Here is a 25572-nt window from a genome sequence, read left to right as displayed (position 1 = left end):
TTGCTGTGGAAATTTCACCAAGTTTCCACCGGCCATGGTCTCCTCAGATTATCTGTCTTTGTTTTTCTCCGGTGCGTCGATTCTGAGTGAGCCGCCGTGCCCGGTGAGGTGGAGGATCTTTTGCCCGTTTTGAGGAATTTCTACTTCGCAGAGTAATCCGCCGGTTTTGCTTGGGCGGGCGTCCTTTGATGCGGTGATTTTGAAAGATATTTCCTGTTGGTCTTTACTGAAATCGACTGGCTGTGCGGTGATTCCGTGTGGGAGGGATAGTAGTTTGGCAGTGGCATTGCCCTGGAAGTCGCGGAGCTGCTCAATACTGGCGGTGATGGTGGAGGTTTTCCCTACTTCGATATCCGCGAAATTCAGGGACAATTTCACGAAGGGATCTTCGACCGAGAGGGGAATGAAGCTGGATGAGATGGTCTGGATGCCGTGTGGGGTATTGGCTTCTGCCGTGACGCAGACCTGCCAGGTGGCGGGGACCGCGTCTCCATTCGCGTTGAGTTCATAGGAGGCTTCTGATTTGTCAGCGGGGATTTCGACGGAGACGGGTGCGGAGATGCCGGGCGGGTTCCATAGGAATTTAGTGGTGATTTTTTCCTTGAAGCCATCCGCACGTGAGGCCCGGATCCTGAGGGTGGTTTTACCGTTTTTAACAATCGGAGTTTTCGGGGTTTCCACGGAGATGGAGAAGGGGGCGGGTTCGGTAACGGCCGTGGGGATGCGGGTGGATGTGTGGGAGTGATAGATGCCCTCGTTGGGGATTTCTATGTGATGAACGGTATCGGTGAGGGGTGATGAGAGGTCGGTTGGTGCGTTATCACCCGTGGCCTGGATGGTGTAGGTCTGAAGGGAGGAGCTGAGTGGCGCGTCCACTGATGCTTCGAGTATAATGGGAAAGCTGTTGAGCGATTTCGGAACCGGCGGGGCGATAAGGCGGATGCCGGGGGGAAGATTTCGGGTGGAGAAATTGATCGCGCAGCCGATGTTTTCGCGTTTCAGCTGGATGACAGCCGCGTAGCGGTTGCCGCGGGGGATTGTGAAGGTTTTGCCGACCTGTGATTTATCCCTGAGCAGTGTGGGGAGGGTTGCGAGGATAGCCGGCTGTTTCTCGGTGACTTCGAGCAGGAAAGTGAAATCCGGACCGGTGCGTCCGAGTTGGTCCTCCACTTTGATTGTATATTCGCCGTCTTCGGGGGCGTTCCATTTTACCAGGCTATCAGGGAAGTTTTGGTCGTCGTCGTTTCCTGCGAGGAATTTGTTCTCGCTGGAACGGATGGAGATCTTTGAATCAAGCGGTGAGCGAAGGCTCCGGGCGAATATGCGGAATTCGAGGTTCTGGTTTTTCTTCGCGTAGAATTTGAACCAGCGCGATGTGTGATTACCTGAAATAACGCCATCCGCGGTGCATGGGATGGAATGTAGTTGGGTGGGATTCGAACGGTTTCCGTTGTTCTCGGGCTGGGCGATGTGGGGGTAGGGAGAAACCCGGATAAAGTGTGGGGAAGGTGCCGATTGACCGTTGCTGACCGGGAATATTGGAAAGTTTTCGGTGGGCTCGTTCGGGAGGGTGAAAGTTTGTTTGAACGGGCCCGAGGGATCACCACTGAAGGTGAATTCGATCGTTTCACCCGGATTTCCAGATAGGGGGGAAACGGATGAGGGGCGCGGAAATGTGCCGATGTGGAGACGGTAGTGGCTTTGGTCGTTGCCCTCGTATGATGTCTCGCGGAGGAGAATGCGGTAGTCGCCATCGGCGGGGGCGATACGGGAGATGTATGGCTCGGTTTTCAGGAGGGATGTGTCATCGGATTCGGCAATTTTTTTTCCGTTGGGGGAGTGAAGCTCGAGAAGTGCGTCGAATTTCGTGTGCCCGAGGCGCATGGCTTCTACCTCGATGGAGATGCGCTGGCCTTTTTTCAGGGAAACCAGGAAGTTGTCCTGATCTTCGGTTTTGATGATGCCGTGGACGGTAGAGTTGAGTGGGATTTTCTGGAACTGCGGGGGGCTGTCGTTCGGTTCTGTTTCCGGGACGGTGGGTAAAATCCCGACGTAGAATGTGCGGAGAAAAGAGATGTCGTGGGCGGTGCGGATGCGCAGTGAGTGCTCGCCGAGGGGGGCGTCAGGGGAAATTACGAGCGTGGCTTTTGCTCGTTTTTTATTTTTGGGGTCCGGTGTGAGGTCGGTGAGAGTGAGGCCGGGCTGGTAGGTGATGAGTTCCTGGAATGAAGCGATGTTCTGATCCTGAAGGGTAATTTCCACGGATGTGCCGATTTGGCCGCCGGGTGGAGTGATGGGTTCCAGCGCCTTCGATGGGGTGAGGAGGGCCAGATAAATGGCGAAAAGTTGGAAGATGTATGCGCGCATGGTGCTGCGGGTAGGGCTGCTACGCTTTCCTTTCCAGGATGGCGTCCAGAACCTGGCCTCCATCGACAATTTCGATGGGGCGTTCTCCAGGGGACATGATTTCACTTTCTGCTTTGATGCCGATCTGATGGTAGAGGGTTTTTGCCAGGTCCTGGATGCCGACTTTATCTTCTTCCGGCTCGCCGCCGAGTGAGTCCGAGGCACCGTGGACGTAGCCTCGTTTTACCCCGCCGCCTGCGAGCATGGTGGAGAATACGCGGGGCCAGTGGTCACGTCCGCCGTTCGGGTTGATTTTCGGTGATCTGCCGAATTCCGTTGAGACCATGACGAGGGTGTTTTCCAGCATGCCACGGCGATCGAGATCGCGGATAAGCGCGGCGATGGCGCGGTCGGTATCCGGCATCTGTTTTTGTATGCCTGCTTTAATGTTGTCGTGATGATCCCAGCCGCCGGCGGTGAGTGAAACGAAGCGGACGCCACCTTCGACAAGGCGCCGGGCGAGGAGCATGCGCTGGCCTGCCTGGTTTTTGCCGTATTCGTTTTTGATTTTGTCCGGTTCCTTGGACATATCGAAGGCTTCGCGGGCTTTTTGTGAGGATATGAGCTTGTAGGCGTGCTGGTAGAACTCGTCCATGGAGTCCAGTGCATCGGATTTTTCCAGGGTTCTGAAGTGGTCGTCTACGGATTCCAGCAGAGATCGGCGTCGCTCGAAACGGGCATGATCGACATCTTTCGAGAGATTCAAGTCGCGGACTTTGAAATCGCCACGGGACGGATCAGAGCCGATGGCGAAGGGGCCGTGTGCGGAGGAGAGATAGCCGGAGTTTGCGTATTCGTTGGGGACATTTGGGACGCAGACATAAGGAGGTAGATCATTGCGGGGGCCGAGTTCGTGGGAGATGACGGAGCCGATCGATGGGTAGGCTAGAGCGGGGGACGGGCGGTATCCGGTGAACATATTGTGGGTGCCGCGTTCGTGGGCGGCTTCGCCATGTGACATGGAACGAATGATGGAAATTTTGTCGGCGATTTTTGCCGTTTCCTTCATGAACTGGCCGAACTGGATGCCGGGGATAGCGGTATCGATGGCTCCATATGGGCCGCGGTATTCGGCTGGGGCGAATGGTTTGGGATCGAAAGATTCCTGGTGCGCCATGCCGCCGGGGAGGAAGATGTGGATGACGCTTTCCGCAACGGGTGTGTGGCGGGGGAGTTGCTTCATCGCGGCGTTTGCGCGGGATCCGAAAAACTGGGGGAGCGCCATACCGACGGAGCCGAGCAGTCCGACGTAAAGAAACTCACGGCGCGAGGTGTAGTTTTCGAGAGGGTTTCCCGGACATTGGAATTTCATGAGAACAGGCAGGGTAGGACCTTAAGGATACTGGGCATAGGGCGAGGATGTTACAGAGCAGTGTAAACTTTATGGACTGAAGTTCAATGGGATGTGTTGGCGGTAGCGGTGGGTTTCCGGATTTCGAGGCTTCACCGGGGAGCTTGTTCCGATAGGCTTAGTGGATGACGAATGAGGAGATGGCTGGAAACTATGATCAGCTGGCGGAGCATTGGGCCGGAGAGAAATTCAATCGGGAAAATGGATTGGAGCAGCACCTGCGGGCTTTGCAGTTTCTGGAGAAAAGGGGCACGGCGATAGATGTGGGGTGTGGATCGAGCGGGAGGTTTGTGCAGCTGCTAATTGAGGAGGGGTTCGGCAGTGTGGAGGGGCTGGATTTCTCGAAGGAGATGCTGAGGCTGGCCATGGAGAGGCATCCGGAGGTTGTGTTTCATCACGCGGAAGTATGCGAATGGGAGTTTCCACGGAAATATGATTTTATCACTGCGTGGGACGGGGTCTGGCATGTGGAGTTGGGGAGGCAGGAGGCGATGCTGGAGAAGCTTTGTGAAGCTCTGGACGAGGATGGTGTTTTGATTTTTACGACCGGAGGGCTTGATGAGCCGGGTGAGGCTACGAATCCATTTCTGGGGGTGGATCTCTATCATGCTGCCTTGGGAATTCCAAAGACGCTGGAGGTGGTGGCGAGGTGCGGGTGCATCGTGCGACACCTGGAGTATGACCAGTATCCGGAGAAGCATCTGTATTTGGTGGTGCAGAAGGTGGGATCGTAATATAGTCGTTTTCCAATGAAGTTGCCTAAGATGAATGGCTTGGAGGTGATCGGTACGATCGGAGCGGGGGAAAGTGGACGTGTGTTTGCCGCGCAGGACGATGATGGGCACTTGGTGGCGGTGAAGGTTTTCGAGGGGATGGCGATCAATCGATCACTGCTTTCGAAGATGACCGAGAGGTTGGAGGTCGGTGGTTGGCCGGAAGGATTGGTAAAGGTGGATTCCGCGGATTTCGAAGGGCGGCCGGCGTGCTGGATTCTGGAAAATTTCGCTGAGGCGGAGGGCGAAGGAGAGGATGCGAAGTGGATGGCGAGGACTCTTCAACATAAGATGGATGAATATCCTGGAGAGAATTCATGGCCGTTGGTGAAGGAAATCGGACGTGCGATGGGGGAAATGCATGCGCGCCGTGTGCCGCATGGTAATCTCAAACCCGGGAATGTTTTTTTTGATGAGAGTGGGGTGGTGAAGCTGGCGGACTGGACGCTGGGAAATATGCCGGGAATCAGCCATTTTGATTTCACTGACGCGTTGCTATATCAGGCGCCTGAGCAGCTGGTGGATCCCTCCGGTTATCTAAATGAGGCTGGCTATAAATGGGATGTGTTTGCATTCGGAGTATTGGCCTTCAGGCTTTTGACCGGGCAGTTTCCTAGATGTAGCGAGACATTTTTATCCGTGGCACCCGAGGTGGGTGAGACGCGGAAGGACGGGATTCAAGCGGATGCGGCGAAGGTGGCGAAGGGGCTGCTACAACATCCCGAAGTCAAGTGGCCTCTGGAGGCACAAAATGATTTGGAGAAAGGTTACCGGGAGTGGATCGACCGGTGCCTGAAGCTCGAAGCCGAGGACAGGCCGAGCTCCATGGTGGAGGTGATGTCCGGGTTGGAAGCTGTGGAGAGCATGGTCGCCTGGGAGCAGGTGCGGGAGACTCTGCTGGACCAGCGCCGAAAAGCGGAGCGATCCGGAAGGAGAGTGACATTCTACGCCGGGATGGCGACGGCGGCTTGTCTGGTGCTGGGAGGATTATGGTATCTCACGCAGACCCAGCTGGGGCAGGAGCGTTCAGAGCGAAGCAGGGAAAAAGCTGCTTTGGACTCGAAGGCAAGGATAGCAACTGATGATAAAAAGGCAGCGGTGGAGGCGAAGGACGAGGCCGAGCAGCTGATGGAGTATGAGCGGAGCCTCGGGTTGGCGAGGCTGGAGTCATCCCGCTTGATCGGGGATCGTCTTTTTGAATGGGCGCTGGAAAAGGGGCATCGGAATTTGCCGCCGATTGATGGTCGTGAGGTGCGCCTAAAGCGTCTGGAGAGATTTTTCGACGATTTTCTGACCAGGACCTCAGGAATCGATAGTCTGGGAGAGGAGCGCGCACGGGTGAGGCTGCAGCTGGCAGAAGTGGCGCTGGCATCCGGCGATGCGGAAGTGGCGGAGGAGCGTCTTGATGAGGCGATCGGTGGCTGGACTGCAGCGGTGATCGATGCAGATATGAAGCTTAGACTGGGAAGAAATGCTTTGCTTTTGGCACTTCTGAAAAAGGAAAAAGGAGATGAACTAGCTGGCGAGGCGTTTGAAGCTGCCAGGACCGCTCTTGCGGAGGTCCCTGAAGACGATGTCGACAGTGATCGACTGGGACAGCTACGGGCGATTTTGGATTTCCATGAGGCAAAGCTACTTTCGAAAAGTGGTGATGACGGGAAGGCTCTTGAGCAACTTATGAGTGCTACCCGCACCCTGAACGAACTGAGTGACAAGAGGCCGGATATTGCGGTTCTAAGATCGGAACTGGCTGCTTGTTATCTTTCCTCTGCAACGATTCTGGAAGGTATGGGAAGCCTCGGGGATGCGCGGGAGGTGCGTAGTCTGGCTGCTGCGGAGATGGTAAAATTGCTAAAGGAGAGCCCGAACGATATTGAGCTGCGGCTGGATCTGGCGGGGTGCTACGGAGCGATGGCTGAGGCTGCGGTATTGGCGGGTGATGTGGGAAATGCGGAGAAGCTTTCCACCGAGACGATGGGTCTACTGAATTCGGTTTTGCAATCGCGTCCGGATTCGACGGTGGCGATCGCGCGCAAGGCTGCCCAGCTGGGGCTGAAAGCAGGGATTCTGAGGGATCAAGGAAATGCGGTGGAGGCGATTGCTGCGTTTGACGAAGGAATAAATATTCTGGAGAGACTCAGCGCGGGTGGGGATCCATTGGTGGATTATCGTCTGGCGTTGTTGTGGTGGCAGAAGGGGAGGATGTTCGGCTTTGACGGAGAGAAGGCGAAGGAACTTACTTACCTGGGTAAAGCCCGGGATGCATTGATGGATCTGGAGGCGGAGGGGGATGGCAGTGGGCTCTCCAGCGAGGAGTTGCAAAGGTCCAGTGCATACCTTTTGGGGGATCTTGCGCATGCTTTGGAGGTTTCCGGCAAGATGGATGACGCGAAGGCGATCTACCGGGAGGCTGTGGTCCTCTGGGAGCGTCTCGCGAAATCCAGACCGCAGAGCGAGGAGTATCGCGAGGGTCTTGACTGGATCCGGCAGCGTGCGAATGAGGTGTAGGGGTAGATAAAATCTCATTTCCCGGGGATTTCGGCACCTTTTGGATTGCCGTGATGAGGAGAATCGGTAGGGTTCTACCGTTTTGCTGGGAAATGAAATGAGTGCTCCTCTGGAATTGCCTGTGCTTGTGCTAAATCGGTTTTGGCAACCGGTTCACACCTGCTCCGCTAGACGTGCCGTCCATTTACTTTGTCTGGGACATGCCCATGTGGTGCAGGTGGAGGGCGAGGAAAAATTCACGACCCATGATCTGGGTTCCTGGATCGGTTATTCAAAGGGAATTCTAAACGAAGAGATGATCCATAGTGTCAAACTGGCTCTACGGATTCCCAAGATCATTGTTCTGGCTGTTTACGACAGACTGCCAAGATTGGAAGTCAAATTCACGCGGCGCAATGTCTTCATGCGAGACAAGTTCACCTGTCAGTATTGCTTGAAGATTTTACCTGAAACGAAGCTGAATCTCGATCATGTGATTCCGCGTGACAAGGGCGGTAAAACGACCTGGGAAAATATCGTGACATCCTGCGTGAGATGCAATTCCCACAAATCAAACAAGCTCCCGGCCGAGGCGAATATGTTTCCGGATACGAAGCCGTATGCTCCGCGCTGGCGGCCGCTGTATGGTATCCGTGAAAGAGGACAAGGAGATGAAAGCTGGGAACATTTCCTGCACGCTAGCTGTAAGACTGCCAAGAAATCCGCCTAGCGCAAAAGGATTCCCAAAGGCGGAAAAATTTCAGTCAGATTCTCTTACTCGATGCTTTTCAGGCATCCCCGGAGCAGGGACTCGAGGAAGTTGGTGATCTGGATGAGCGCATCCTTGTATTCCGAGGTGTCGAGGACGTTGAGATCGTTACGGCATCCCTCGAGAAGTGAGATAGCGGTATCGATGGCGTCATCCAACGCTTGGTCGTAGGTTTCCTTACCCACGATGCCCGGGAGGTCTACCTCCTTTTGATCCAGAATGAGTTGGTTGATCTTTGTAGCTTGCTCTTCGGTAGCTGCTTCCAGGAGGTTGAGGATCGGGAGGGTGAGCTTCCCTTTCTCCAGATCGGTCCCGAGAGTTTTACCAACGATTTCCTCCGTGCCAACGATGTCGAGGCAGTCGTCGTAAATCTGATAGGCTGTGCCCAGCTTCATGCCGTAGGCGGCGAGTGATGTCTCATCTTCGGCAGGTCGTTTCGATACCGCTGCGGCGAGGCCGGTGGCTGCTGCAAAGAGCGCTCCGGTTTTCATCTCAATAACCTTGAAGTAGTCATTTTTCGTGAGAGTGAGGTCGAAACGGCGCTGTGTCTGGAGAATTTCGCCTTGGCACACTTCTCTGGCTGCTTGCCCTACTTTACGGCAAATTTCGATGGAGTTGAAATCGGTGGCGAGGGTGAGGGCATGGGAGAAGAGGGCATCCCCGAGGAGGACTGCCAGTGCGTTTCCCCATTTCGAGTTCGCGGTGGGCATCGAGCGGCGGGCGCTTGCCCCATCGATAATGTCATCGTGGACGAGCGTGGCCATGTGGATGAGTTCGAGAATGACTCCGATTTTCCGATGGTCTTCGGTGACTTCTCCTATCGCTCCCCCGACGAGGATGGCAAGCGCGGGCCTGATACGTTTCCCGGAGGTGTTGCAGATGTAGGCGATATAGGGCTCGACAGCGGAATCAAAGTCCCGGACCTGGGCACGGATTGCTGTCTCGACCTGCTCCAGGTCCGGACGGACCAAGGCGAAGGGGAACTGATTATTGTTAGGCGATGTGGCGGTGAAGGTGGCCATGGATGAGAAAGACTATCCACGGAAATCGCCACTGAGCAACCCGCAACGAAATGGAAAAGATGATTGAAGGTTTTTGATGAAACGGACGTAGTGGTAGGATATGAACTTCAAAAATCCGATAGTTTTCCTCACTGGTTCAATGCTGGGACTTGTGACCAGCGCAGTGGGTAAGCCCGGATATGAGAATACTCCAAAAATCCCCGGGACGGAATATAGCGTGCACGATATGGCACGGCCCCAGCCACCGGTGATCGAAACCTCCGGTGCTGTGACTGTAGCTGCGCCTTCGGATGCGAAGGTTCTCTTCGATGGAAGTGATCTTTCCGCATGGACTTCCGGAGGCGGGGAGCCGGCGTGGAAGGTGAAAGATGGCGTAATGATAGCCAGCGGGAAGGATCTGCAGACGAAGGAGTCATTCGGGGCTATTCAACTGCATTTCGAGTGGCGACTAGCCGCGGACCGCGAGGTGGATGGCCAAAAGGGAGGGAACAGTGGTTGTTTTCTGATGGGATTGTATGAGGTCCAGGTTTTGCAAAGTAACAATAACGAGACCTATCCCGATGGCCAGGCGGGTGCTCTTTACGGGCAGCTTCCACCATTGGTGAATGCTACTTCCCCCCAAGGTGAGTGGAATAGCTACGACATATTTTTCTCTCCACCGGAATATGACGGGGAGGAGGTAATCAAGCCGGCGCGGGTGACGGTGATACACAATGGGGTAGTTGTTCAAAACGGGGAGGACTATCTGGGACCTACCCGGCATAAGAGACTTGCCAGTTATCCAGCCGAGCATCCTGAGGTGGGGCCGCTGAAGTTCCAGTTTCATCAGGATCCAGTGGAATATAGAAATGTTTGGGTGCGGCCACTTGGAGGTCGGGAGTGATTGAAACCGGGTGTCCATGGTGTGAAGGAAAAATTTCCTTAGATTGACGGTTCCGGGATGCTGCCTAATGTAGGCGGTCTCATGTTCCGCTTTTCCTTTTTTCTCGCAGTCCTGTTCTGCGTTTCCACATCGCTCCAAGCTCAGTTGGCGACTTCATTGAGATTGAGCAAGAAGACCTATGTCGCAGGTGAGCCTGTTATAGCAGAGATAATTATCACGAACCACTCGGGTAGGGAACTTGCGCTGGCTTCTTCTCGGCAGTTGCCTTGGCTGGCTGTCACCGTGACGGACTCCCGCGGTAACCCGGTCGCTACACGAAGGCTGAACACCTTCGGTGCGATGAAGATCAAGGTAGGGGAATCATTGGCCAAGCAGGTGGATCTAACGCAGCTCTTCTATTTGGATAACCAAGGGAACTACGCCGTTTCAGCAGTCGTAAGGGATCCATCGGAACGAGTCCAAGGAGCTTCTACAAATAGGGTGCTTTTCAATCTGAATCCGGGAAGGAAATACTGGAGCCAGAAAGTAGGGGTGAACTCGGATGCGGGAAGCGGGACGCGTGAATTCCGTCTCCTTGTTTTCACTGCCGGACAGAAATCACAATTGTTTGCGCAGTTGATCGATAGCGAAACTGGCACGAAGATCAGGACTTTTTTGCTGGGAGATGCCCTAATGCTCCGTGCGCCGATGATCACTCTGGATGGTAAGCAAAGGATGCATGTGATGTTTATGGCAACACCAACGATGTGGGTGCATTGCCAAGTAAGCGCAGATGCCAAGTTGGTGGCGCGTGACATTCATCAGAGAGCGGCACAAGGCGATCCGGTTTTAATGGCTTACGGTGATGGTTCGGTGCGCGTCGTCAACAGCGTGCCTTACGATGCGGCGGCAGTTAAAGAGCAGGAGTCCAAGATCCGCAAGGCTTCCGAACGGCCGCATTAGTATTCCTAGGTCTATAATCTGGGTATATCTTTGTTTTCGAACTTTACATTTTTTTTAAAAAATTTAAGATCCGTTAATAATCCTTCAATCCAAAGCAATTCATGAAATCACTCACGACACTATTTCTGATCAGTTTGGCACTGACGGCCATCTCAAACGCATATGATTTCCGCACCGTAATCATTGATCCTGGTCACGGTGGTCATGACAAAGGCGGGCAATGGGGTAGAGTGTATGAGAAGCATCTGGCATTGGACACTTCCATCAGACTTGAGTCCCATTTGAAGAAAATGGGCTACAATACGGTTCTTACCCGTCGCAGTGACTACTTTGTTTCGCTACCGGGTCGGATGACGATTGCTAACAAATACAGCAAGGCGATTTATATCAGTATTCACTACAATTACACCTGGAAGAAGGAAGTAAGTGGTATTGAGACATTCTATCACGGCTCCCAGAGCAAAGCACTTGCGAATGATGTTCATCGCGGAGTGATGAATCGGGTGAAAGTAGTGGATCGCGGCGTGAAATACGCGAGATATTACGTTATCAGAAATTGTAATCTCCCTTCAGTTCTAGTGGAGGGCGGATTCGTCAGTAATACGAACGAACGTAGCCGAATGAAGACTGCTTGGTTCCGCGATGCGATCGCCAGAGGTATTGCTGACGGCGTTCAGAACTTCAGACGCTAAGACTCCTCCGCTCCGTAAGGGCTGTGGGGTCCTGAGTGGGGAAAAGCATGTAAGGATGTGCTGCCCCGGCCCTAGCCGATCGGGATCTGTAGTTAGTGATCCCGGAAGATTGGCAATATTTGTGAGTTCCGCTATATTGATGGATTAGGAGAGAGGCATTGCTGCTCTTCAGAGCTACTTGGTAGGGCCGCTAATCTTGTTGGTAATATGGCCGCATTCTTCATTCCTAGGCTAGTCTTGGGTCGTCTGGCGGTAGTAAACCTAAACGGGCGAGAAGAATATAGGAGAAGAAGCGAGGGCGTAAAAAAACCGCCTCTCGAAAATCGAGTGGCGGTGAGAAATAGACTAATCCGAGGATTAGTTTACTGCGACTGCAGATGAGCCAGTTTCGCCTGTGCGAATACGGATAGCCTCTTCAACGGAAGAGAGGAAAACTTTGCCGTCACCGATTTTGCCGGTGTTTGCGCTTTTGACGATTGCTTGAGCAACGCCTTCCGCTTGTTCATCGTCGACTACGATTTCGATTTTTACCTTAGGAAGGAAATCAACGGTGTATTCAGAACCACGATAGATCTCGGTGTGCCCTTTCTGGCGTCCGAAGCCTTTAACTTCAGTGACGGTCATTCCTTGGACTCCGACTTCTGCTAGGGCTTCTTTTACTTCTTCAAGCTTGAATGGTTTAATGATAGCTTCGATTTTTTTCATGTTTGCAGCGGATTGGTAGGTCGTATTTAGCAAGCGGCGTGCCAACTATCGAGTGTGGCGTTCGCGGTTTGAGTAAAAGATACGCACGAAAATGATCGGATACGAGAGGAAATCTTGGGCCGGTGGAATTTTATTTCGATGGTTTGCCCGGTAAAGCGGAAAATGTGTGAGATGAAGTTGCAGAGTGATGAAATGTGATTGAAGATAGACCCGTAAACAGACTATCTATCCAATATTTATGAAAACATTTCTAGTATCTCTTTTGTCGGTAGCCCTCTGCAGTTTTGCCAACGCGCAGGAAGCAAAAATTGAACTGACCGGCAACGACCAGATGCAATATAGCGCCAAGTCTTTCGAGGTTACCGAAGGCCAGAAGGTAGTGATCTCCTTCAAACATATCGGGCAACTTCCAGTCGAAGCTATGGGCCACAATGTGGTGATTCTCAAGCCGGATACGGTTGTGCCTCAGTTTGCAACCAAGAGCATGACCGAAAAGGATAACGACTATATTCCTACGGACCCTGAGACTGCAGCGATGATTGTAGCACACAGCAAGCTACTTGGTGGCGGCCAGTCCGACACAGTTACCTTCACTGCACCGGCAGCCGGCGAATATCCATTCATTTGCACCTTTCCAGGTCATTTCGCGATCATGCAGGGCGTAATGACTGTGAATGCCAAATAAGCAGCAGATCTTTCTATTAGAAGCCTCTTACGATTCTCCGTAAGAGGCTTTTTTGTGTCTGGGTTTTAGCGATTCAAGGGAAGAGCCCGCGTGAGATTTTTGCCTCTGCCACGGTTTTGATTGCAAGTGCCTGGGCTGCCATGCGGTTGGAGATCTTGTTTTTCGCCGCAAAAGCGAATACTTGCTCAAAGGCACTGTGCAGTTTTGTTTCAAGCTTTGTAATTACCTCCCGTTCAGTCCACTGGAAGCGCTGGAGGTTTTGAACCCATTCGAAGTAAGAGACGGTGACACCACCCGCATTGCAGAGGATGTCCGGGATGACGAAGATATCGCTGCGTTGCTCGATAATTCGATCCGCTTCTGGAGTAGTCGGGCCATTGGCCCCTTCTGCCAGAACTTTGCATTTGAGAGATCCTGCGTTCTTGCCGGTAATCACGTGCCCGACTGCACAAGGTGCTAGAATATCGCATTCCCGGAGAAGCATTTCACCTGGATCGATGGTCTCAACGCCCGGGAAATCTTTGATGAATTTTTCCTTCTTCGCGTATTTTAGAAGTTTTGGAACGTCGATTCCACCTGGGTTCCAAATGGCTCCGCTTACGTCCGAGACGCCTATTACCTTCACTCCGTAGGACGCAAGTGTGGAGGCTGCGTACTGCCCTACGTTACCAAAGCCTTGAATGATGGCAGTGGCTTCGCGGGTATCGATACCAAGTTTCCCGAGTGAGGTGGAGGCCATGAAGGCAACTCCGTGGCCGGTTGCCCGTGTGCGCCCGGCGGAGCCTTGGAGGGTAAGGGGTTTTCCTGTGACGATGGAGGGAACCAAGTGACCGCTGTGGGTGGAATAGGTATCGGTGATCCATGCCATGGTCTGTTCATTGGTGCCCATATCGGGAGCCATGACGTCGATCTCGGGGCCTATGAAGGGAATCATTTCCATGGTGAAGCGGCGAGTCATGCGCTCGAGTTCGCCCTCTGACATGTTGTTTGGTTGGCAGCGGATGCCACCTTTTCCACCACCGTAGGGTAGATCTAGAAGGGCGCACTTCCAGTTCATCCACATGGCGAGCGCAGCTACCTCTCCACGATCGACGTCCGGGTGATACCGGAGCCCCCCTTTTACTGGACCGCGGGTGAGGTGGTGCTGGATACGGTGGGCGAAGAAAATTTCAGTTTCTCCATTGTCGAGGCGGACGGGGACGGAGACGGAGATCATCCTTTTTGGCCATTTGCAGCGCTCCCGAATGGAAGGGGAAAGGTCCAGGAAATCAGCGACCAGATCGAATTGCTCGGCGGCCATTGCGAACACGGGATTGTTCAGTAGTTCTTCGCGCATATGTGTATCAAAGGAAAACGGGAGGATGCCCTCCCGTATAAGTTAGTTTAAGTTTGTTAAGATAGTAAGGTTCAGAGGGGTCGTATAACAACTGCGTGTGGATCGTAGCGTGCCTTGGAGTCTGTTTGCCCATGAATGAAATTCAGGAGTGCTCCGACGGGTACGTTTTTCACTTCGAGGTTTACAGTTTTGTTCGAGAGTTTTCCCTGAGGATCTTCGATGATGAAATTTGGCGCAATTTTTCCTGCGGTTTGTTTCTCGATGAGCACTCCAAGTAGTTCGATGGACTCACTAAGCGATGCGTCTTCAACGACAAAACTCGGAATTGTTACACTGTTGATACGTGCCTTGGTGCCTGTGGCGGTAATTGCCGACTTGTTGATCTTCGTCTGCTCCAGACGGTATCGGGCGTTGGCATGCTGAGGGTTAAGCAGGACAGCGGCTTTGTAAGAGGCGAGTGCCTTATCCGCGTTACCTGCGCTTTCCGCAGTCAGGCCTTGTTTGTAGTATGCCTCGGCTTTTTCGAGGTTTGTCTGGGAGTATGCAACCGGCGCCATGAGGGCACCAATGCACAGAATTATGAGGGTTTTCATAGTTTCCCAAACTATATCGAAAAGACGCGCAGGGCGAGTGGTGAATTCCGAAAAATCCGGTAATTACTCAGCGAGAAGCTTTCTGAAGTAATCGATTGTCGGATCGAGCCCGGCATCAAGACTTACTTTTGGCTCCCAACTGAGTTTTTCTTTGGCCAAGGTGATATCGGGACGTCGCTGTTTCGGATCATCTCCGGGGAGTGGATGGAATGTGAGTTTCGATTTTCCGCCGACCTTTTTGAGGATGAGTTCTGCAAGCTCGAGCATAGTGAACTCACCCGGGTTGCCGATGTTGACGGGGCCGGTGATGTCTTCGGTGTTCATAAGGCGGACGAAGCCTTCCAGCAGGTCATCCACGTAGCAGAATGAACGGGTCTGGAGCCCATCGCCATATATGGTGATATCTTCGCCTCTAAGTGCTTGAACGATAAAATTGGATACGACACGGCCATCGTCCGGAAGCATGCGTGGGCCGTAGGTGTTGAAGATTCGGACCACGCGGATATCGACATTGTTTTGCCGGTGGTAGTCGAAGAAAAGTGTTTCCGCGCAGCGTTTTCCTTCGTCGTAGCAGGCGCGGATCCCGATGGGATTTACCGAGCCTTTGTAGGATTCCGGTTGAGGGTGGATTTCAGGATCGCCGTAGACTTCAGAGGTGGATGCTTGAAAAACACGTGCGCCAACACGCTTTGCGAGGCCGAGGCAGTGGATCGCGCCCATGACGGATGTCTTGGTGGTTTTGATCGGGTTATGCTGATAGTGGGGAGGGGAGGCAGGACAGGCCAGATTGTAGATTTGATCCACTTCGAATTTGAAGGGCTCTGTCACATCGTGGCGGACGAGTTCAAAATACGGATTTTCCAGCAGGTGTTTGATGTTACGCTTTCTACCTGTGAAGTAGTTATCCATGCAGATGACTTCATTGCCCTCGTTGAGGAGGCGTTCACAAAGGTGGGAGCCCAGGAATCCGGCTCCGCCGGTGATTAGAATACGCATGGCTACAGGTTTGCTAGTAGATGCGGGCACTTCAAACTTTTAACTTCAAAAAAAGGTATAGGCGGCCAACGTTCCGGCATGAGGATTTTGACAGGACTGCAGCCGAGCGGGAAACTGCATGTTGGGAATTATTTTGGTGCGATGAAGCCTGCCGTGGAGTTGCAGAGTGAGGGTGATTGCTTTTATTTTATCGCGGATTACCACGCGATGACTTCCGGGCGGGATGGTGACGCGCTGCGTGGGAATGTGCGGGAGCTTGCGATTGATTTTCTCGCCTGTGGACTGGATCCGGAGAAATCGGTGTTTTTCCGCCAAAGCGCGGTTCCCGAGGTGAATGAGCTGGCGTGGATTCTTTCGACAGTGTGCCCCATGCCGCTTTTGAACAAATGCCATTCCTACAAGGATAAGGTGGCACAAGGAATTTCTCCGAACCATGCGTTGTTTGCTTATCCGGTGCTGATGGCGGCGGACATTCTGTTGTATGATTCGCAGAAGGTACCAGTCGGGAAAGACCAGAAGCAACACCTTGAAGTGACCCGTAGTCTGGCAACTAAGCTGAACGAGATTTATGGAGAAGGGACTGCGGTGATGCCGGAGGCGATCATCCGTGAGGAGACCGAGCTTATCATCGGTGTGGATGGACGGAAAATGAGCAAGAGCTATGGAAATACTCTGCCAATTTTCGGAGATGAGAAGCCGCTGAAGAAAACGGTGATGAAAATCAAGACGGATTCCACACCGGTGGAAGAACCGAAGGAGACAGAGGGATCCACGGTGATTGCGCTGTATCAATTATTCGCTGGTGAGTCGGACGTTGAGCAGATGATCGCCGACCATAAAAGTGGCGGATTTGGCTACGGTGATTTCAAGATGCGTCTTGCTGAGGCTTACTGGGATTATTTCGCTGATATGAGAACGCGCCGTGAGGAAATTTTGGCCGATCCGGGCTATGTGGATGAGGTTTTGAAAAAAGGTGCGGAAAAAGCGAGGGAAGAGGCCTCCAAGGTGTTGGATCGTGTGAAACGGGCTGTGGGGCTCATTTGAGAATCATTTCAACACGATCTTTTCGGTTATCTGTAAATTCCTCCAAAAAAATGGAATAGGTAGGTGGAAATGCCCTCTGAGTCCTAAGTGGAATTCAATTATCTAAAAAACGGAGTTAGCGTTTTACAAAGAAAACCAAGGACGCGACCTGTTCGCCAGATCTTTGAGCAGACTGTTATGCCACGTATTCTTCTAATCTCAGCTACTATTCTCAGCGTCACTTTGGTTTCATGTAAAAAGGAAACGAAAGAGGCTCCACCATCGCCGACCACGGTTGATTTTGTGAATCCTAAACAGGAAGAAATTACTTCCTGGGACTATTACAATGGGCGTTTGGAAGCTGTGGAAAGCGTGGAGGTGCGTGCCCGGGTCAGTGGATTGCTGGAAAAAGTTCATTTCAAGCCGGGGGCGAATGTTGAGAAGGGAGATCTGCTCTTTACTTTGGACAAAGCTCCGTTTTTAGCGGCCAAGAGGGCTGATGAAGCACAGGTAGCACAAACTACCGCATCCGCAGACCTGGCGAGATCGAACTATGCCCGTGCCCAGGAGCTGCTAAAGCGGAACGCTATTGCGAAGGAGGAGGTTGATGTCCGGGCGGGCAATCTTGCCGAGACAGAAGCCGAGTTGCAGGCCGCTCTCGCCGAGCTTGAAACGGCGGAGCTGAATTTAAGTTATACCGATGTTCGTTCGCCTATTTCCGGGAGGATTTCAGACCATTTCATCACCATAGGAAACATCATCAGTGGCGGGACTGCGGATTCCACCCTCCTCACTACCATTGTGACGATCGATCCTATCTACGCACGGATCGATGCTAACGAGGCTTCGGTGTTGAAATATCTGCGGCTGGAGCAAGAGGGTAAGCGCGCCTCCGCCCGCAATGAACCGGTGCCTGTAGAAATGGCGCTAAATGGTGACGAGGGATTTCCGCTCAAGGGACAAATTGACTTCGTAAACAATTCCTTTGATCCAAATACGGCTACCCTCAGGGCGAGGGCAATTTTTCCGAATGAAAGCGGGATTATGACTCCGGGGATGTTCACCAAGGTGCGCTTGCCCGGACGCGGTGAATACGAAGCGACGCTGATCCCGGAAATTGCGATCCAGAGCCTGCAGAGTCTCACTACTGTTTTGGTGATCGATGAGGAGAATATTGTTCGCTCCAAGCCGGTGAAACTGGGCCCCGCATACGGCCAGATGAGGGTGATCGAGAGCGATTTGCCTACCGATTCGCGGGTCGTCGTCTCACACCTTACCACTCTACGAGCTGGCACCAAAGTCACCCCGCAGCTCCTGGAAAAAGACACAGACAAGTCCTCCGAATAGGCGGATTCCTCCTTTTTTATCAGAAATTTCCAGGCCTGCCGCCGAACTTGTAGTCCATGAACTTCGCACAATTTTTCATCAAACGTCCTATCTTCGCGGCGGTTCTTTCGATCCTGATCATGATCGTGGGAGGGATCTCGTATTTCCAGCTCCCACTTGCGCAGTATCCGGACATCGTGCCACCTACGGTGCAGGTGACTGCTTCTTACCCTGGCGCGAGTCCGGACGTTCTTGCCCGAACAGTAGCCACGCCTCTGGAGCAGCAGATCAATGGGGTGGAAAACATGCTCTACCTCACATCGTCCAGTGCTGCGAATGGAGATGTCAGTATTTCCATTACCTTCGAGCAGGGCACCGATATCGATGAGGCACAGGTTCTCGTGCAGAACCGAGTGTCACGAGCAGAGCCCAGCCTGCCGGAGATTGTGCGGAATCTGGGCGTGGTCACTCAAAAGGCGAGTCCGGATCTACTGCTCGTGGCCCACCTTTTCTCGGAAGATGATGAGTTATCGCAGCTGTTTGTAGGTAACTACGCGTTTCTCAGGGTCCGTGATGAAATGCTGCGCCTGAAAGGTGTGGGTGCGGTGACTGTCTTTGGTGCCAGCGAATACGGAATGAGAGTCTGGCTGGATCCCCAGAAGCTGGCTGCACGGGATCTCACTACGACGGATGTCGCAGCCGCACTCAGTGAGCAAAATATTCAAGTAGCTGCCGGCTCAATCGGGGCACAACCCGTTTCCGATGGCCCGGCGTTCACAATGAGCGTGCGCGCGCTCGGTCGTTTGGAAAGCACGGAGGAATTCGGAGAAATTGTAATCAAGACAGGAACGGAGGGGCAGATTGTACAGCTTTCGGATGTAGCCCGGCTGGAGCTTGGGGCACAGGAATATGGACGTGAAAGTTGGCTGAACGGTTCGCCGGCAATCGGAATTGGCATTACCCAACGGCCAGGATCCAACGCTCTGGAAACAGCGAAGGAAGTGGAGGAGTTGATGGATACACTTGCTGAGGATTTTCCTTCGGGGCTGAAGCATACGATCGTCTACAACCCTACGGTCTTTGTAGAGCAATCGATCGACTCGGTGGTAGAAACTCTTTTTGAGGCGATCATCCTGGTGGTCATAGTTATGATCGTTTTCCTGCAAAACTGGCGCAGCGCGGTCATTCCACTTGTCGCGATACCGGTTTCGCTTATCGGAACTTTTATGGTGATGTCCGGCCTGGGATACTCATTGAACAACCTCAGTCTCTTCGGACTCGTGCTGGCGATCGGAATCGTCGTGGATGATGCCATTGTGGTAATCGAGAATGTTGAGCGGCATCTGGAAGATGGATTGAGCCCGCGGGCAGCTGCGGAAAAAGCGATGCGTGAAGTCACAGGTGCGCTGATTGCGACGACACTGGTGCTAGTGGCTGTTTTCCTCCCGACTGCATTTATCACAGGTATTTCCGGGCAGTTCTACCAGCAATTCGCGATCACGATTGCAGCATCCACTGTGATTTCCACAGTGGTATCGCTTACTCTCAGCCCCGCGCTGTGTGCTGTGCTTCTACAGACGCCGGAGGCGAAAAAGGACTGGTTACAGAAAATTATTAATTTTCTCTTCGGTTGGTTCTTCAAGCTCTTCAATAAGACCTTTGATTTTCTCTCCGTTGGATATGCGGGAATAGTAAAGCGAGTGAGTCGTCTCGCTGTGCTCATGCTGCTGCTTTATGCCGGACTCGTAGCGCTGGGGCTGTGGGAATTTAAAAGGGTGCCGGGAGGTTTTATTCCGAAAATGGATCAAGGCTATTTAATCCTCTCTATCCAGCTTCCAGACGCCGCTTCAATCAATCGATCCCGTGAAGTTGTGCTTCGCGCCGGGGAGATAGCTAAAGGAATTGATGGTGTTTCGGATACGGTGCAGATTGCCGGTTTCTCAGGTGCCACCCGCTCGATTTCTACCAATTCCGCGGCAGTTTTCATCATTCTGGACTCATTTGAAGAGCGCAGTAAGAGCGGGCGCTCTGCCGATGTGATTACAGATGAACTCGAGGCAGCGATGGGCAAAATTACCGAGTCGAAGAACGTGATCATAGCGCCGCCGCCTGTCCGGGGGCTAGGCACAGGGGGAGGATTCAAGCTGATGCTCCAAGATAAATCGGATAATGGCTATGATAGGCTTCAGGAAGTTACGACCGAGTTTCTGGAAAAATTAAATGCGGATCCGAGGATAGCAGTGGCGTTCACAACCTACCGGGCGAGCACACCTCAATATTTCGCCAATGTGGATCGGAAAAAAGCGAAGGCGCTGGATGTCCCTCTTTCGAATATCTTTACGACGCTCCAGACGCTTCTTGGGTCAAGCTACGTAAATGACTTCAATCAGTTCGGACGGACCTATCGGGTCATTGCCCAGGCTGAGGCAGAATACCGGGATAGTGAGGAGGATATCCAGTTGATGAGTGTTAGGAGTAACACGGGAGCTCTCGTGCCCCTTGGCTCGTTGCTGGACATGCAGCGTATTTCAGGCCCTGACCGGTTGGTCCGGCATAACCTGTATCTTGCCTCAGAGATAAGTGGGCGAAACTCGCCCGGGGTCAGCTCTGGCGAGGCACTTAATCTGGTGGAGGAATTAGCGAAGGATTTGCCGGTGGGATATGACTTTTCCTGGGTTGATATCGCTTACCAGGAGCGGGAGGCAGGAAATACCGCAGGAATCGTTTTTGCGATGGCTGTTGTTTTCGTTTTCCTGCTGCTTGCCGCACAATACGAGAGCTGGGGGCTGCCTCTTATCATCATTCTTATTGTCCCCATGTGTATCGTGGGTGGTATTTCGGGGGTAATGCTTCGTGATATGGACAACAACATCCTGACGCAGATCGGCTTCATCGTTCTCGTAGGTCTAGCGGCTAAGAATGCGATCCTCATTGTAGAATTCGCGAAGCAAAAAGAAGATGAGGGGCTGGATCGATACGAAGCGGCCATTGAAGCGTGCCGATTGCGGTTGCGTCCGATTTTGATGACATCATTCGCGTTTATTCTCGGAGTGATCCCACTTGTTATCGCGGAAGGAGCAGGCTCCGAAATGCGCCAGTCGCTGGGGACAACTGTATTTTCCGGAATGGTATTTGTCACCCTCTGCGGGTTGCTCTTTACTCCGGTGTTCTATGTTCTGATCCGGGGTTTCGCAGCGCGCCGGAAGGAGCGAGCTTAGGCGATCAGCTTTTTGTGGAGTCTGTTGTATTGTGATTTAGGATACTGAAATGAAACGGGTTATTTGCTTGCTGGAAAACGGATTCGAAGAGCTTGAGGTGATCGCGCCGGTAGACCTGTTGAGACGAGCCGAAGTGGAGGTGGTGATTGCCGGAGTCTCCGGTGGTGAGGTGACTGGCAGGTGTGGGGTGCGGATTTTGGCGGACGCTAATTTTGCCGAAGTTTCCCAGGAGGATTTCGATATGCTATTTCTACCTGGCGGACCAGCGGTGATGGAGCTGCGGAAAAATACTTCGGTGATGGACTTTATCTCGAATTTCCAAGGGGATGCAAAGCTGGTGGCTGCGATTTGTGCAGCGCCGCTTTTGCTGAAGGACGCCGGAATCTTGGAAGGGAAACGGTTTACGGCACATTCTACTACGAGGGAGGAGTTGCCGGAGAGCACGGGGGAGAGCGTGGAGGTGGATGGGGAGGTGATTACTTCACGGGGTGCGGGGACGGCGGTGGAGTTTGGATTGAAGTTGGTAGAGATTTTATGCGGAAAAGTGGCGGCAGATGAGGTGGGTAGAGCGGTGATGGTTTGACAGGTGACTCAATAACGGACTTCTTTGACGACAGATGGGCGCGGACGCACGACAGGATTTCGCTTTGGCGTTTTTGAGCATTCTCTTTGAGGGTGCTCCTTTTATTTTGCTGGGCACATTGATCAGCGGATTTATCGATATCTATCTTCCTTCCGGCACGATGGACCGGCTGCTGCCTAAGAATAAAACACTGGCGGTGATGTTGGCGGGTGTCCTCGGGGCTGTTTTTCCGGTTTGCGAATGTGCGGTGGTTCCGGTGATACGTAGACTGGTGGGCAAGGGGCTGCCGATGAGCTGTGCGCTGACCTACATGCTGGCTGCTCCAATTGTTAATCCGATTACGGCGCTGAGCACTTGGAAGGCCTTCCAAGGGCAGGCACCGTGGGAAATGACCGGTGGGAGAATGCTGCTGGGTTATCTGGTGGCCGTGGGTGTTGGGCTGGTGGTGGCCAGGATCCCCCTAAGGAAGATTTTAACCGACAGAATGCTGGCCAAGCTGGATACAAAGGATGCTGTAGCACACAGCCACGAACAATCGCATGATCACGACCATGGCGGAGGCTGCTGTGGGCATGATCATGATCACCACCATGATCATTCGCATAGCCATGATGGGGGCAAGGATCAGGACAACCGGCTGGTGGCGGCGATGAGATCCGCGATGAAGGATTTTGTGGATGTGGGGATGTATTTCGCGATCGGCGTGGCGATCACCTCGCTTTTCAACACAGGGATTGCTCCGGGAGCCGAGTGGCTGGATGGCTTGGCTGGAAACGAGGTGGCGGCGCCGGCGGCTCTGATGGCGTTGGCATTTATCCTGAGTCTTTGCAGTAGCTCGGATGCATTTATCGCAGCGACTTTGGCCAAGTTTACCTGGGGGGCGAAGCTGGCCTTCCTGGTGTTTGGGCCGATGTTTGACGTGAAGCTGATTTTCCTCTACCAGACGGTGCTGAGGAGAAGATTTATCGCCGGGATGGGTGTGGCTATTTTCTTGGTAATCTGGCTGGCGGCAATGGGCGCTGAAAGGTGGTGGATAGCATGAGTGCTGTAGTGAGAAGAGTTCTGTTTTCACTAGCTGTCCTGTTTTGGGCGGGCTGCATTTTGTATTTCTACAACAGTGGGAGAATTGTGAAGTATCTGGCTCCGGATTTCCGGACAATAGCTCTAGCTGGTGGTTTGGGCCTGGCTGTGCTGGGATTGTTTAATTTGCTGACTGCATTCCAGAAGGCTGATTGTGGACACGATCATGGAGGTGAGGGGCATGATCATGAGGGGGGAGACATGAATCCGTTTACAGCGCTGCTTTTAATGGTGGTGCCGGTGGCGCTATGTGTGGCGTGGACCAAGGATGGTTTTTCTGAAGCGACGCTTTCGAGGAAGGGGCTGTATGATGATGGGAATGCTGCTGATTCCTCAGTGTTTCTCGCTTCCGTGCTGCCTGCATTGACGATGGAAGAAATCGAATCGAGCCATCGAAAGACTTCGGATGGTTTTCTCGAGTTCAGTCTTATTGAGCTGTTTTTCGCAACCGGGGACCGTGAATTGCAGGACCTGATCAGTGGGCTCAAGGTTGAAACCGAGGGGAGAATTATTCAGGAGAAAGTGAATAACGAATCCGGAACACGTATGCGTCTCTACCGGATGTTTATGACCTGTTGTGTGGCTGATTCCAGAGCCATTCCGGTCATTTTGGAATTCGGTTCCGAGCCTCCGGTTTTGCCGGAAAATGGTTGGGTGAAGGTGGCTGGAACCATGACTTTCCCCGAGGAAGACGGGACGCTGCGCGCGGTGCTGGAAGTGGAGCGGGCGACAGCGGCAGAGGTGCCCCCGGAGGAGAAGTTCCTCATCAAGTGAATGATCGCCTTTCCCGACTACTGGTCGAGTAGTGGAATGGATAGCTTGAGGTAGGTTTCCGCAGAGAGAGTGAAGAGTGATTCTTCACTGCTTCGTTTTCCGAAGACTGTTTTCGTGGTCGTATCGAAAGCTAGAGTCAGAGTTTCTGTTTTCTGGCCGATAGTATCTCCGAAGTCGTCGATTTCGTTCTGGGTGACTTCGAAGGATAGGGAAGGATTTTCCAGTGCTTTAAGTGCTGCTAGATCGCTAACGGCCAGCCAGCGGTCTACCTCCAGGTTCTCAAGCGTGCTGAGAAGGAAATTTGCCCGAATGGGATCAAGGTTGGCAGTGATTTCCTTATCGTCGTCAAAAGCTTTCCATGAGTCTCCGATAAAGTCGTATTTCAGTGTGAGAGGTTTCGCCTCTGTCTCGGTCCGGACAATTTCTGTGAGATCCACGACGCTGAGTGGCCATAGGCGGGAGTGGCGCCATTCATGCGGGCGGGTGGCGACGCTTTCGAGAAAACGATTCTCCAGACGCATGATACTGTTGCTGCCTTTTCGCTGGGCGTAGAGATTTCCCCGATTGTCGATTCCGAAGGCGATGCCGAGTGCCTGGTTGTCGGAGGCAAGGAAGGTAAGCTTGAGGATGGGACGATCCAGGCCCCAGGGAGAGAGGTCTTCGGGTGCGGCGTCGGTCTCGAAGGAGATGGCGCGGGCCTCGGTGGCGGCCTTGAGAAGCTCGTAGAGGCGTTGTTCGTTGGCTTCCTGCTCTGCTCCGTTGATGGTGGCGACCCATGGTGAAGGTGGCTCGCGGGAGATGAGTATGGTAGGTGAGGTAGCGCTTTCGATTGCGATGCCGCGGATGGAGGCGATATTAAGGTTCGTGAGCGTGGGATCCCGGAGGTCGTTCACTGTGAGGGGTAGATCTGCGATGGAGATTAGATCTGGTTCGCTTTTCAGTGGAATGGTGAAAACGGTTTCCGGACGATCACTGATGGTAGCTTTGGTATCACGGGACTCTGGTGAGGAAGGGGGGATAATCTCGAGTATTGTCTCAGGTCCCTCTCCAAACGGGGTGATTGCGATCTGGCTATTCAGGGGAGAAGAACCATCGGATGGAAGTGTGACGGTGGAGCGGTTTGTGACCGAGGTGGCCTGAAGCGTTACGAGGCCTTCGAGCAGGGTTTTGACTGCTGCCGGATTAGTCGGGAGGTCCAGAGGCTTGGTGATGCGCCATGGTGAGGTCGGATTGGCGCGGCCCAGAGTGAGTCCGCCCTGATCGGTTTTAATGCGAATTTGTTGAAGGGCGAGCGGGTTGAAGTAAAATGGACGGTGGTCTCTGAGGAAGCGGAAGTTGTCTTTGAAAAGCGGGAGGATATCGCCGGTGGCGGCATAGACGTGGGATTTTCTCCCACTTTCCAGCGGAAGTAGATAGATGGTTGGAATCTGCTCGGGCTGTTCGGATTGCTCTGTCTGTGTGAGGCTGATCCATGGGGTGCGGCGCCCGAGGCGATAGAAGGCGAGTGTCTCACCGTCCTTGTTTTTGAGCCGTATTTGAGTGCCGCCGTTTTGTAGGCCGGCAAGCTTTGGATCAAGTTTTTCGCGTGGAATCAGGTCTTCTGCAGCTGTTCCGGCGGTGAACGAGAGAATGGCTAGAGCGGCGCGCTGGTCCATGCGGTCCTGCCAAGGCGCTTTTGAAACCCAGCCGGTTTCGGTTTTGTTGAAAACCGCGTTGGTTTCTCCCGTTAGTAGTTGGATTTCCGCTACATCCTCCGGGTTGAAATCGGGAAAGATTTTTTCACCAATACTGGTTGGGGGAGTTCCTAAAAATTTCTCAAGGCTTCCGTCCAGAAACTGCCAGGTAGCAAGCCCGCCGAGAGCCGTGGCAATCAGGAGGAGAAATATGGTGAAGAGGAAGGAGCGCACTTTTTGGAGACTCTGGATCTT

General features: G+C 53.1%; 21 protein-coding genes. 13 read left to right on the top strand and 8 right to left on the bottom strand.

What is annotated here, in order from left to right:
• Positions 1-48: 48 nt before the first annotated feature.
• A complete protein-coding gene (locus AAGA79_RS13095) occupies positions 49-2472 on the bottom strand; it encodes a hypothetical protein (protein WP_411826256.1) in 2424 nt (807 codons plus the stop codon).
• Positions 2387-3718: a DUF1501 domain-containing protein gene (locus AAGA79_RS13090; protein WP_411826255.1), complete on the bottom strand. Its 1332-nt coding sequence runs from the start codon at positions 3716-3718 to the stop codon at positions 2387-2389. The genes AAGA79_RS13095 and AAGA79_RS13090 overlap by 86 nt, the downstream gene beginning before the upstream one ends.
• 164 nt (positions 3719-3882) lie before the next feature.
• Here AAGA79_RS13090 and AAGA79_RS13085 point away from each other — a divergent pair, with 164 nt between their 5' ends.
• The 3 genes from AAGA79_RS13085 (at position 3883) to AAGA79_RS13075 (ending at position 7747) form a co-directional block, all read left to right on the top strand.
• On the top strand, positions 3883-4491 hold the full coding sequence (locus tag AAGA79_RS13085; RefSeq protein WP_411826254.1) for a class I SAM-dependent methyltransferase: 609 nt from the start codon (positions 3883-3885) through the stop codon (positions 4489-4491).
• Between the two features lie 15 nt (positions 4492-4506).
• Positions 4507-7038, top strand: coding sequence for a protein kinase domain-containing protein (locus AAGA79_RS13080; RefSeq protein ID WP_411826253.1), 2532 nt, complete (start codon positions 4507-4509; stop codon positions 7036-7038).
• A 97-nt stretch (positions 7039-7135) separates the two neighbouring features.
• Positions 7136-7747: an HNH endonuclease gene (locus AAGA79_RS13075; RefSeq protein WP_411826252.1), complete on the top strand. Its 612-nt coding sequence runs from the start codon at positions 7136-7138 to the stop codon at positions 7745-7747.
• 44 nt (positions 7748-7791) lie between these two features.
• On the opposite strand, the gene AAGA79_RS13070 is transcribed toward AAGA79_RS13075, so the two are convergent.
• The gene (locus AAGA79_RS13070; protein ID WP_411826251.1) at positions 7792-8808 is read right to left on the bottom strand and encodes a polyprenyl synthetase family protein; all 1017 of its coding nucleotides are present in this window, start codon (positions 8806-8808) and stop codon (positions 7792-7794) included.
• Between the two features lie 100 nt (positions 8809-8908).
• Here AAGA79_RS13070 and AAGA79_RS13065 point away from each other — a divergent pair, with 100 nt between their 5' ends.
• The 3 genes from AAGA79_RS13065 (at position 8909) to AAGA79_RS13055 (ending at position 11325) form a co-directional block, all read left to right on the top strand.
• Positions 8909-9691, top strand: coding sequence for a DUF1080 domain-containing protein (locus AAGA79_RS13065; RefSeq protein ID WP_411826250.1), 783 nt, complete (start codon positions 8909-8911; stop codon positions 9689-9691).
• Positions 9692-9748: 57 nt separating this feature from the next.
• Positions 9749-10633: a hypothetical protein gene (locus AAGA79_RS13060; protein ID WP_411826249.1), complete on the top strand. Its 885-nt coding sequence runs from the start codon at positions 9749-9751 to the stop codon at positions 10631-10633.
• A 101-nt stretch (positions 10634-10734) separates the two neighbouring features.
• Positions 10735-11325: an N-acetylmuramoyl-L-alanine amidase family protein gene (locus AAGA79_RS13055; protein ID WP_411826248.1), complete on the top strand. Its 591-nt coding sequence runs from the start codon at positions 10735-10737 to the stop codon at positions 11323-11325.
• A 357-nt stretch (positions 11326-11682) separates the two neighbouring features.
• Here AAGA79_RS13055 and AAGA79_RS13050 read toward each other — a convergent pair whose 3' ends face one another.
• Positions 11683-12030, bottom strand: coding sequence for a P-II family nitrogen regulator (locus AAGA79_RS13050; RefSeq protein WP_411826247.1), 348 nt, complete (start codon positions 12028-12030; stop codon positions 11683-11685).
• 238 nt (positions 12031-12268) lie between these two features.
• On the opposite strand from AAGA79_RS13050, the gene AAGA79_RS13045 reads away from it, so the two are divergent.
• A complete protein-coding gene (locus AAGA79_RS13045) occupies positions 12269-12715 on the top strand; it encodes a plastocyanin/azurin family copper-binding protein (RefSeq protein ID WP_411826246.1) in 447 nt (148 codons plus the stop codon).
• A gap of 73 nt (positions 12716-12788) precedes the next feature.
• Here the strand turns inward: AAGA79_RS13045 and AAGA79_RS13040 are convergent, their stop codons facing one another.
• The 3 genes from AAGA79_RS13040 to AAGA79_RS13030 all read right to left on the bottom strand — a co-directional run bounded on the left by AAGA79_RS13040 (position 12789) and on the right by AAGA79_RS13030 (position 15640).
• A complete protein-coding gene (locus AAGA79_RS13040) occupies positions 12789-14051 on the bottom strand; it encodes a Glu/Leu/Phe/Val family dehydrogenase (protein ID WP_411826245.1) in 1263 nt (420 codons plus the stop codon).
• Between the two features lie 71 nt (positions 14052-14122).
• Entirely contained in the window at positions 14123-14644 is a 522-nt protein-coding gene (locus AAGA79_RS13035) for a hypothetical protein (RefSeq protein WP_411826244.1), read from the bottom strand.
• 63 nt (positions 14645-14707) lie between these two features.
• Positions 14708-15640, bottom strand: a complete 933-nt coding sequence (locus AAGA79_RS13030; RefSeq protein WP_411828235.1) for a UDP-glucuronic acid decarboxylase family protein — start codon at positions 15638-15640, stop codon at positions 14708-14710.
• Positions 15641-15718: 78 nt separating this feature from the next.
• Between AAGA79_RS13030 and trpS the strand changes: the two genes are divergently transcribed.
• The 6 genes from trpS (at position 15719) to AAGA79_RS13000 (ending at position 23644) form a co-directional block, all read left to right on the top strand.
• The gene (gene trpS, locus AAGA79_RS13025; RefSeq protein ID WP_411826243.1) at positions 15719-16684 is read left to right on the top strand and encodes a tryptophan--tRNA ligase; all 966 of its coding nucleotides are present in this window, start codon (positions 15719-15721) and stop codon (positions 16682-16684) included.
• A 177-nt stretch (positions 16685-16861) separates the two neighbouring features.
• Positions 16862-18010 carry an efflux RND transporter periplasmic adaptor subunit gene (locus AAGA79_RS13020; protein WP_411826242.1) on the top strand — a complete coding sequence of 383 codons (1149 nt, stop codon included), beginning with the start codon at positions 16862-16864 and terminating at the stop codon, positions 18008-18010.
• Positions 18011-18066: 56 nt separating this feature from the next.
• Positions 18067-21207 carry an efflux RND transporter permease subunit gene (locus AAGA79_RS13015; protein ID WP_411826241.1) on the top strand — a complete coding sequence of 1047 codons (3141 nt, stop codon included), beginning with the start codon at positions 18067-18069 and terminating at the stop codon, positions 21205-21207.
• 49 nt (positions 21208-21256) lie between these two features.
• Entirely contained in the window at positions 21257-21790 is a 534-nt protein-coding gene (locus tag AAGA79_RS13010; RefSeq protein ID WP_411826240.1) for a DJ-1 family glyoxalase III, read from the top strand.
• A 73-nt stretch (positions 21791-21863) separates the two neighbouring features.
• A complete protein-coding gene (locus tag AAGA79_RS13005; RefSeq protein ID WP_411826239.1) occupies positions 21864-22832 on the top strand; it encodes a permease in 969 nt (322 codons plus the stop codon).
• Positions 22829-23644, top strand: coding sequence for a TIGR03943 family putative permease subunit (locus tag AAGA79_RS13000; RefSeq protein WP_411826238.1), 816 nt, complete (start codon positions 22829-22831; stop codon positions 23642-23644). The genes AAGA79_RS13005 and AAGA79_RS13000 overlap by 4 nt, the downstream gene beginning before the upstream one ends.
• A gap of 17 nt (positions 23645-23661) precedes the next feature.
• Here AAGA79_RS13000 and AAGA79_RS12995 read toward each other — a convergent pair whose 3' ends face one another.
• Positions 23662-25551, bottom strand: a complete 1890-nt coding sequence (locus tag AAGA79_RS12995) for a DUF4340 domain-containing protein (protein WP_411826237.1) — start codon at positions 25549-25551, stop codon at positions 23662-23664.
• Positions 25552-25572 lie beyond the last annotated feature (21 nt).

Origin of the sequence: Luteolibacter sp. AS25 (assembly GCF_046736275.1) — a bacterium.
Classification (GTDB): Bacteria; Verrucomicrobiota; Verrucomicrobiia; order Verrucomicrobiales; family Akkermansiaceae; genus Luteolibacter.
The sequence above is the reverse complement of the archived record's forward strand: the minus strand, read 5'-3'. Positions and strand labels throughout refer to the sequence as shown.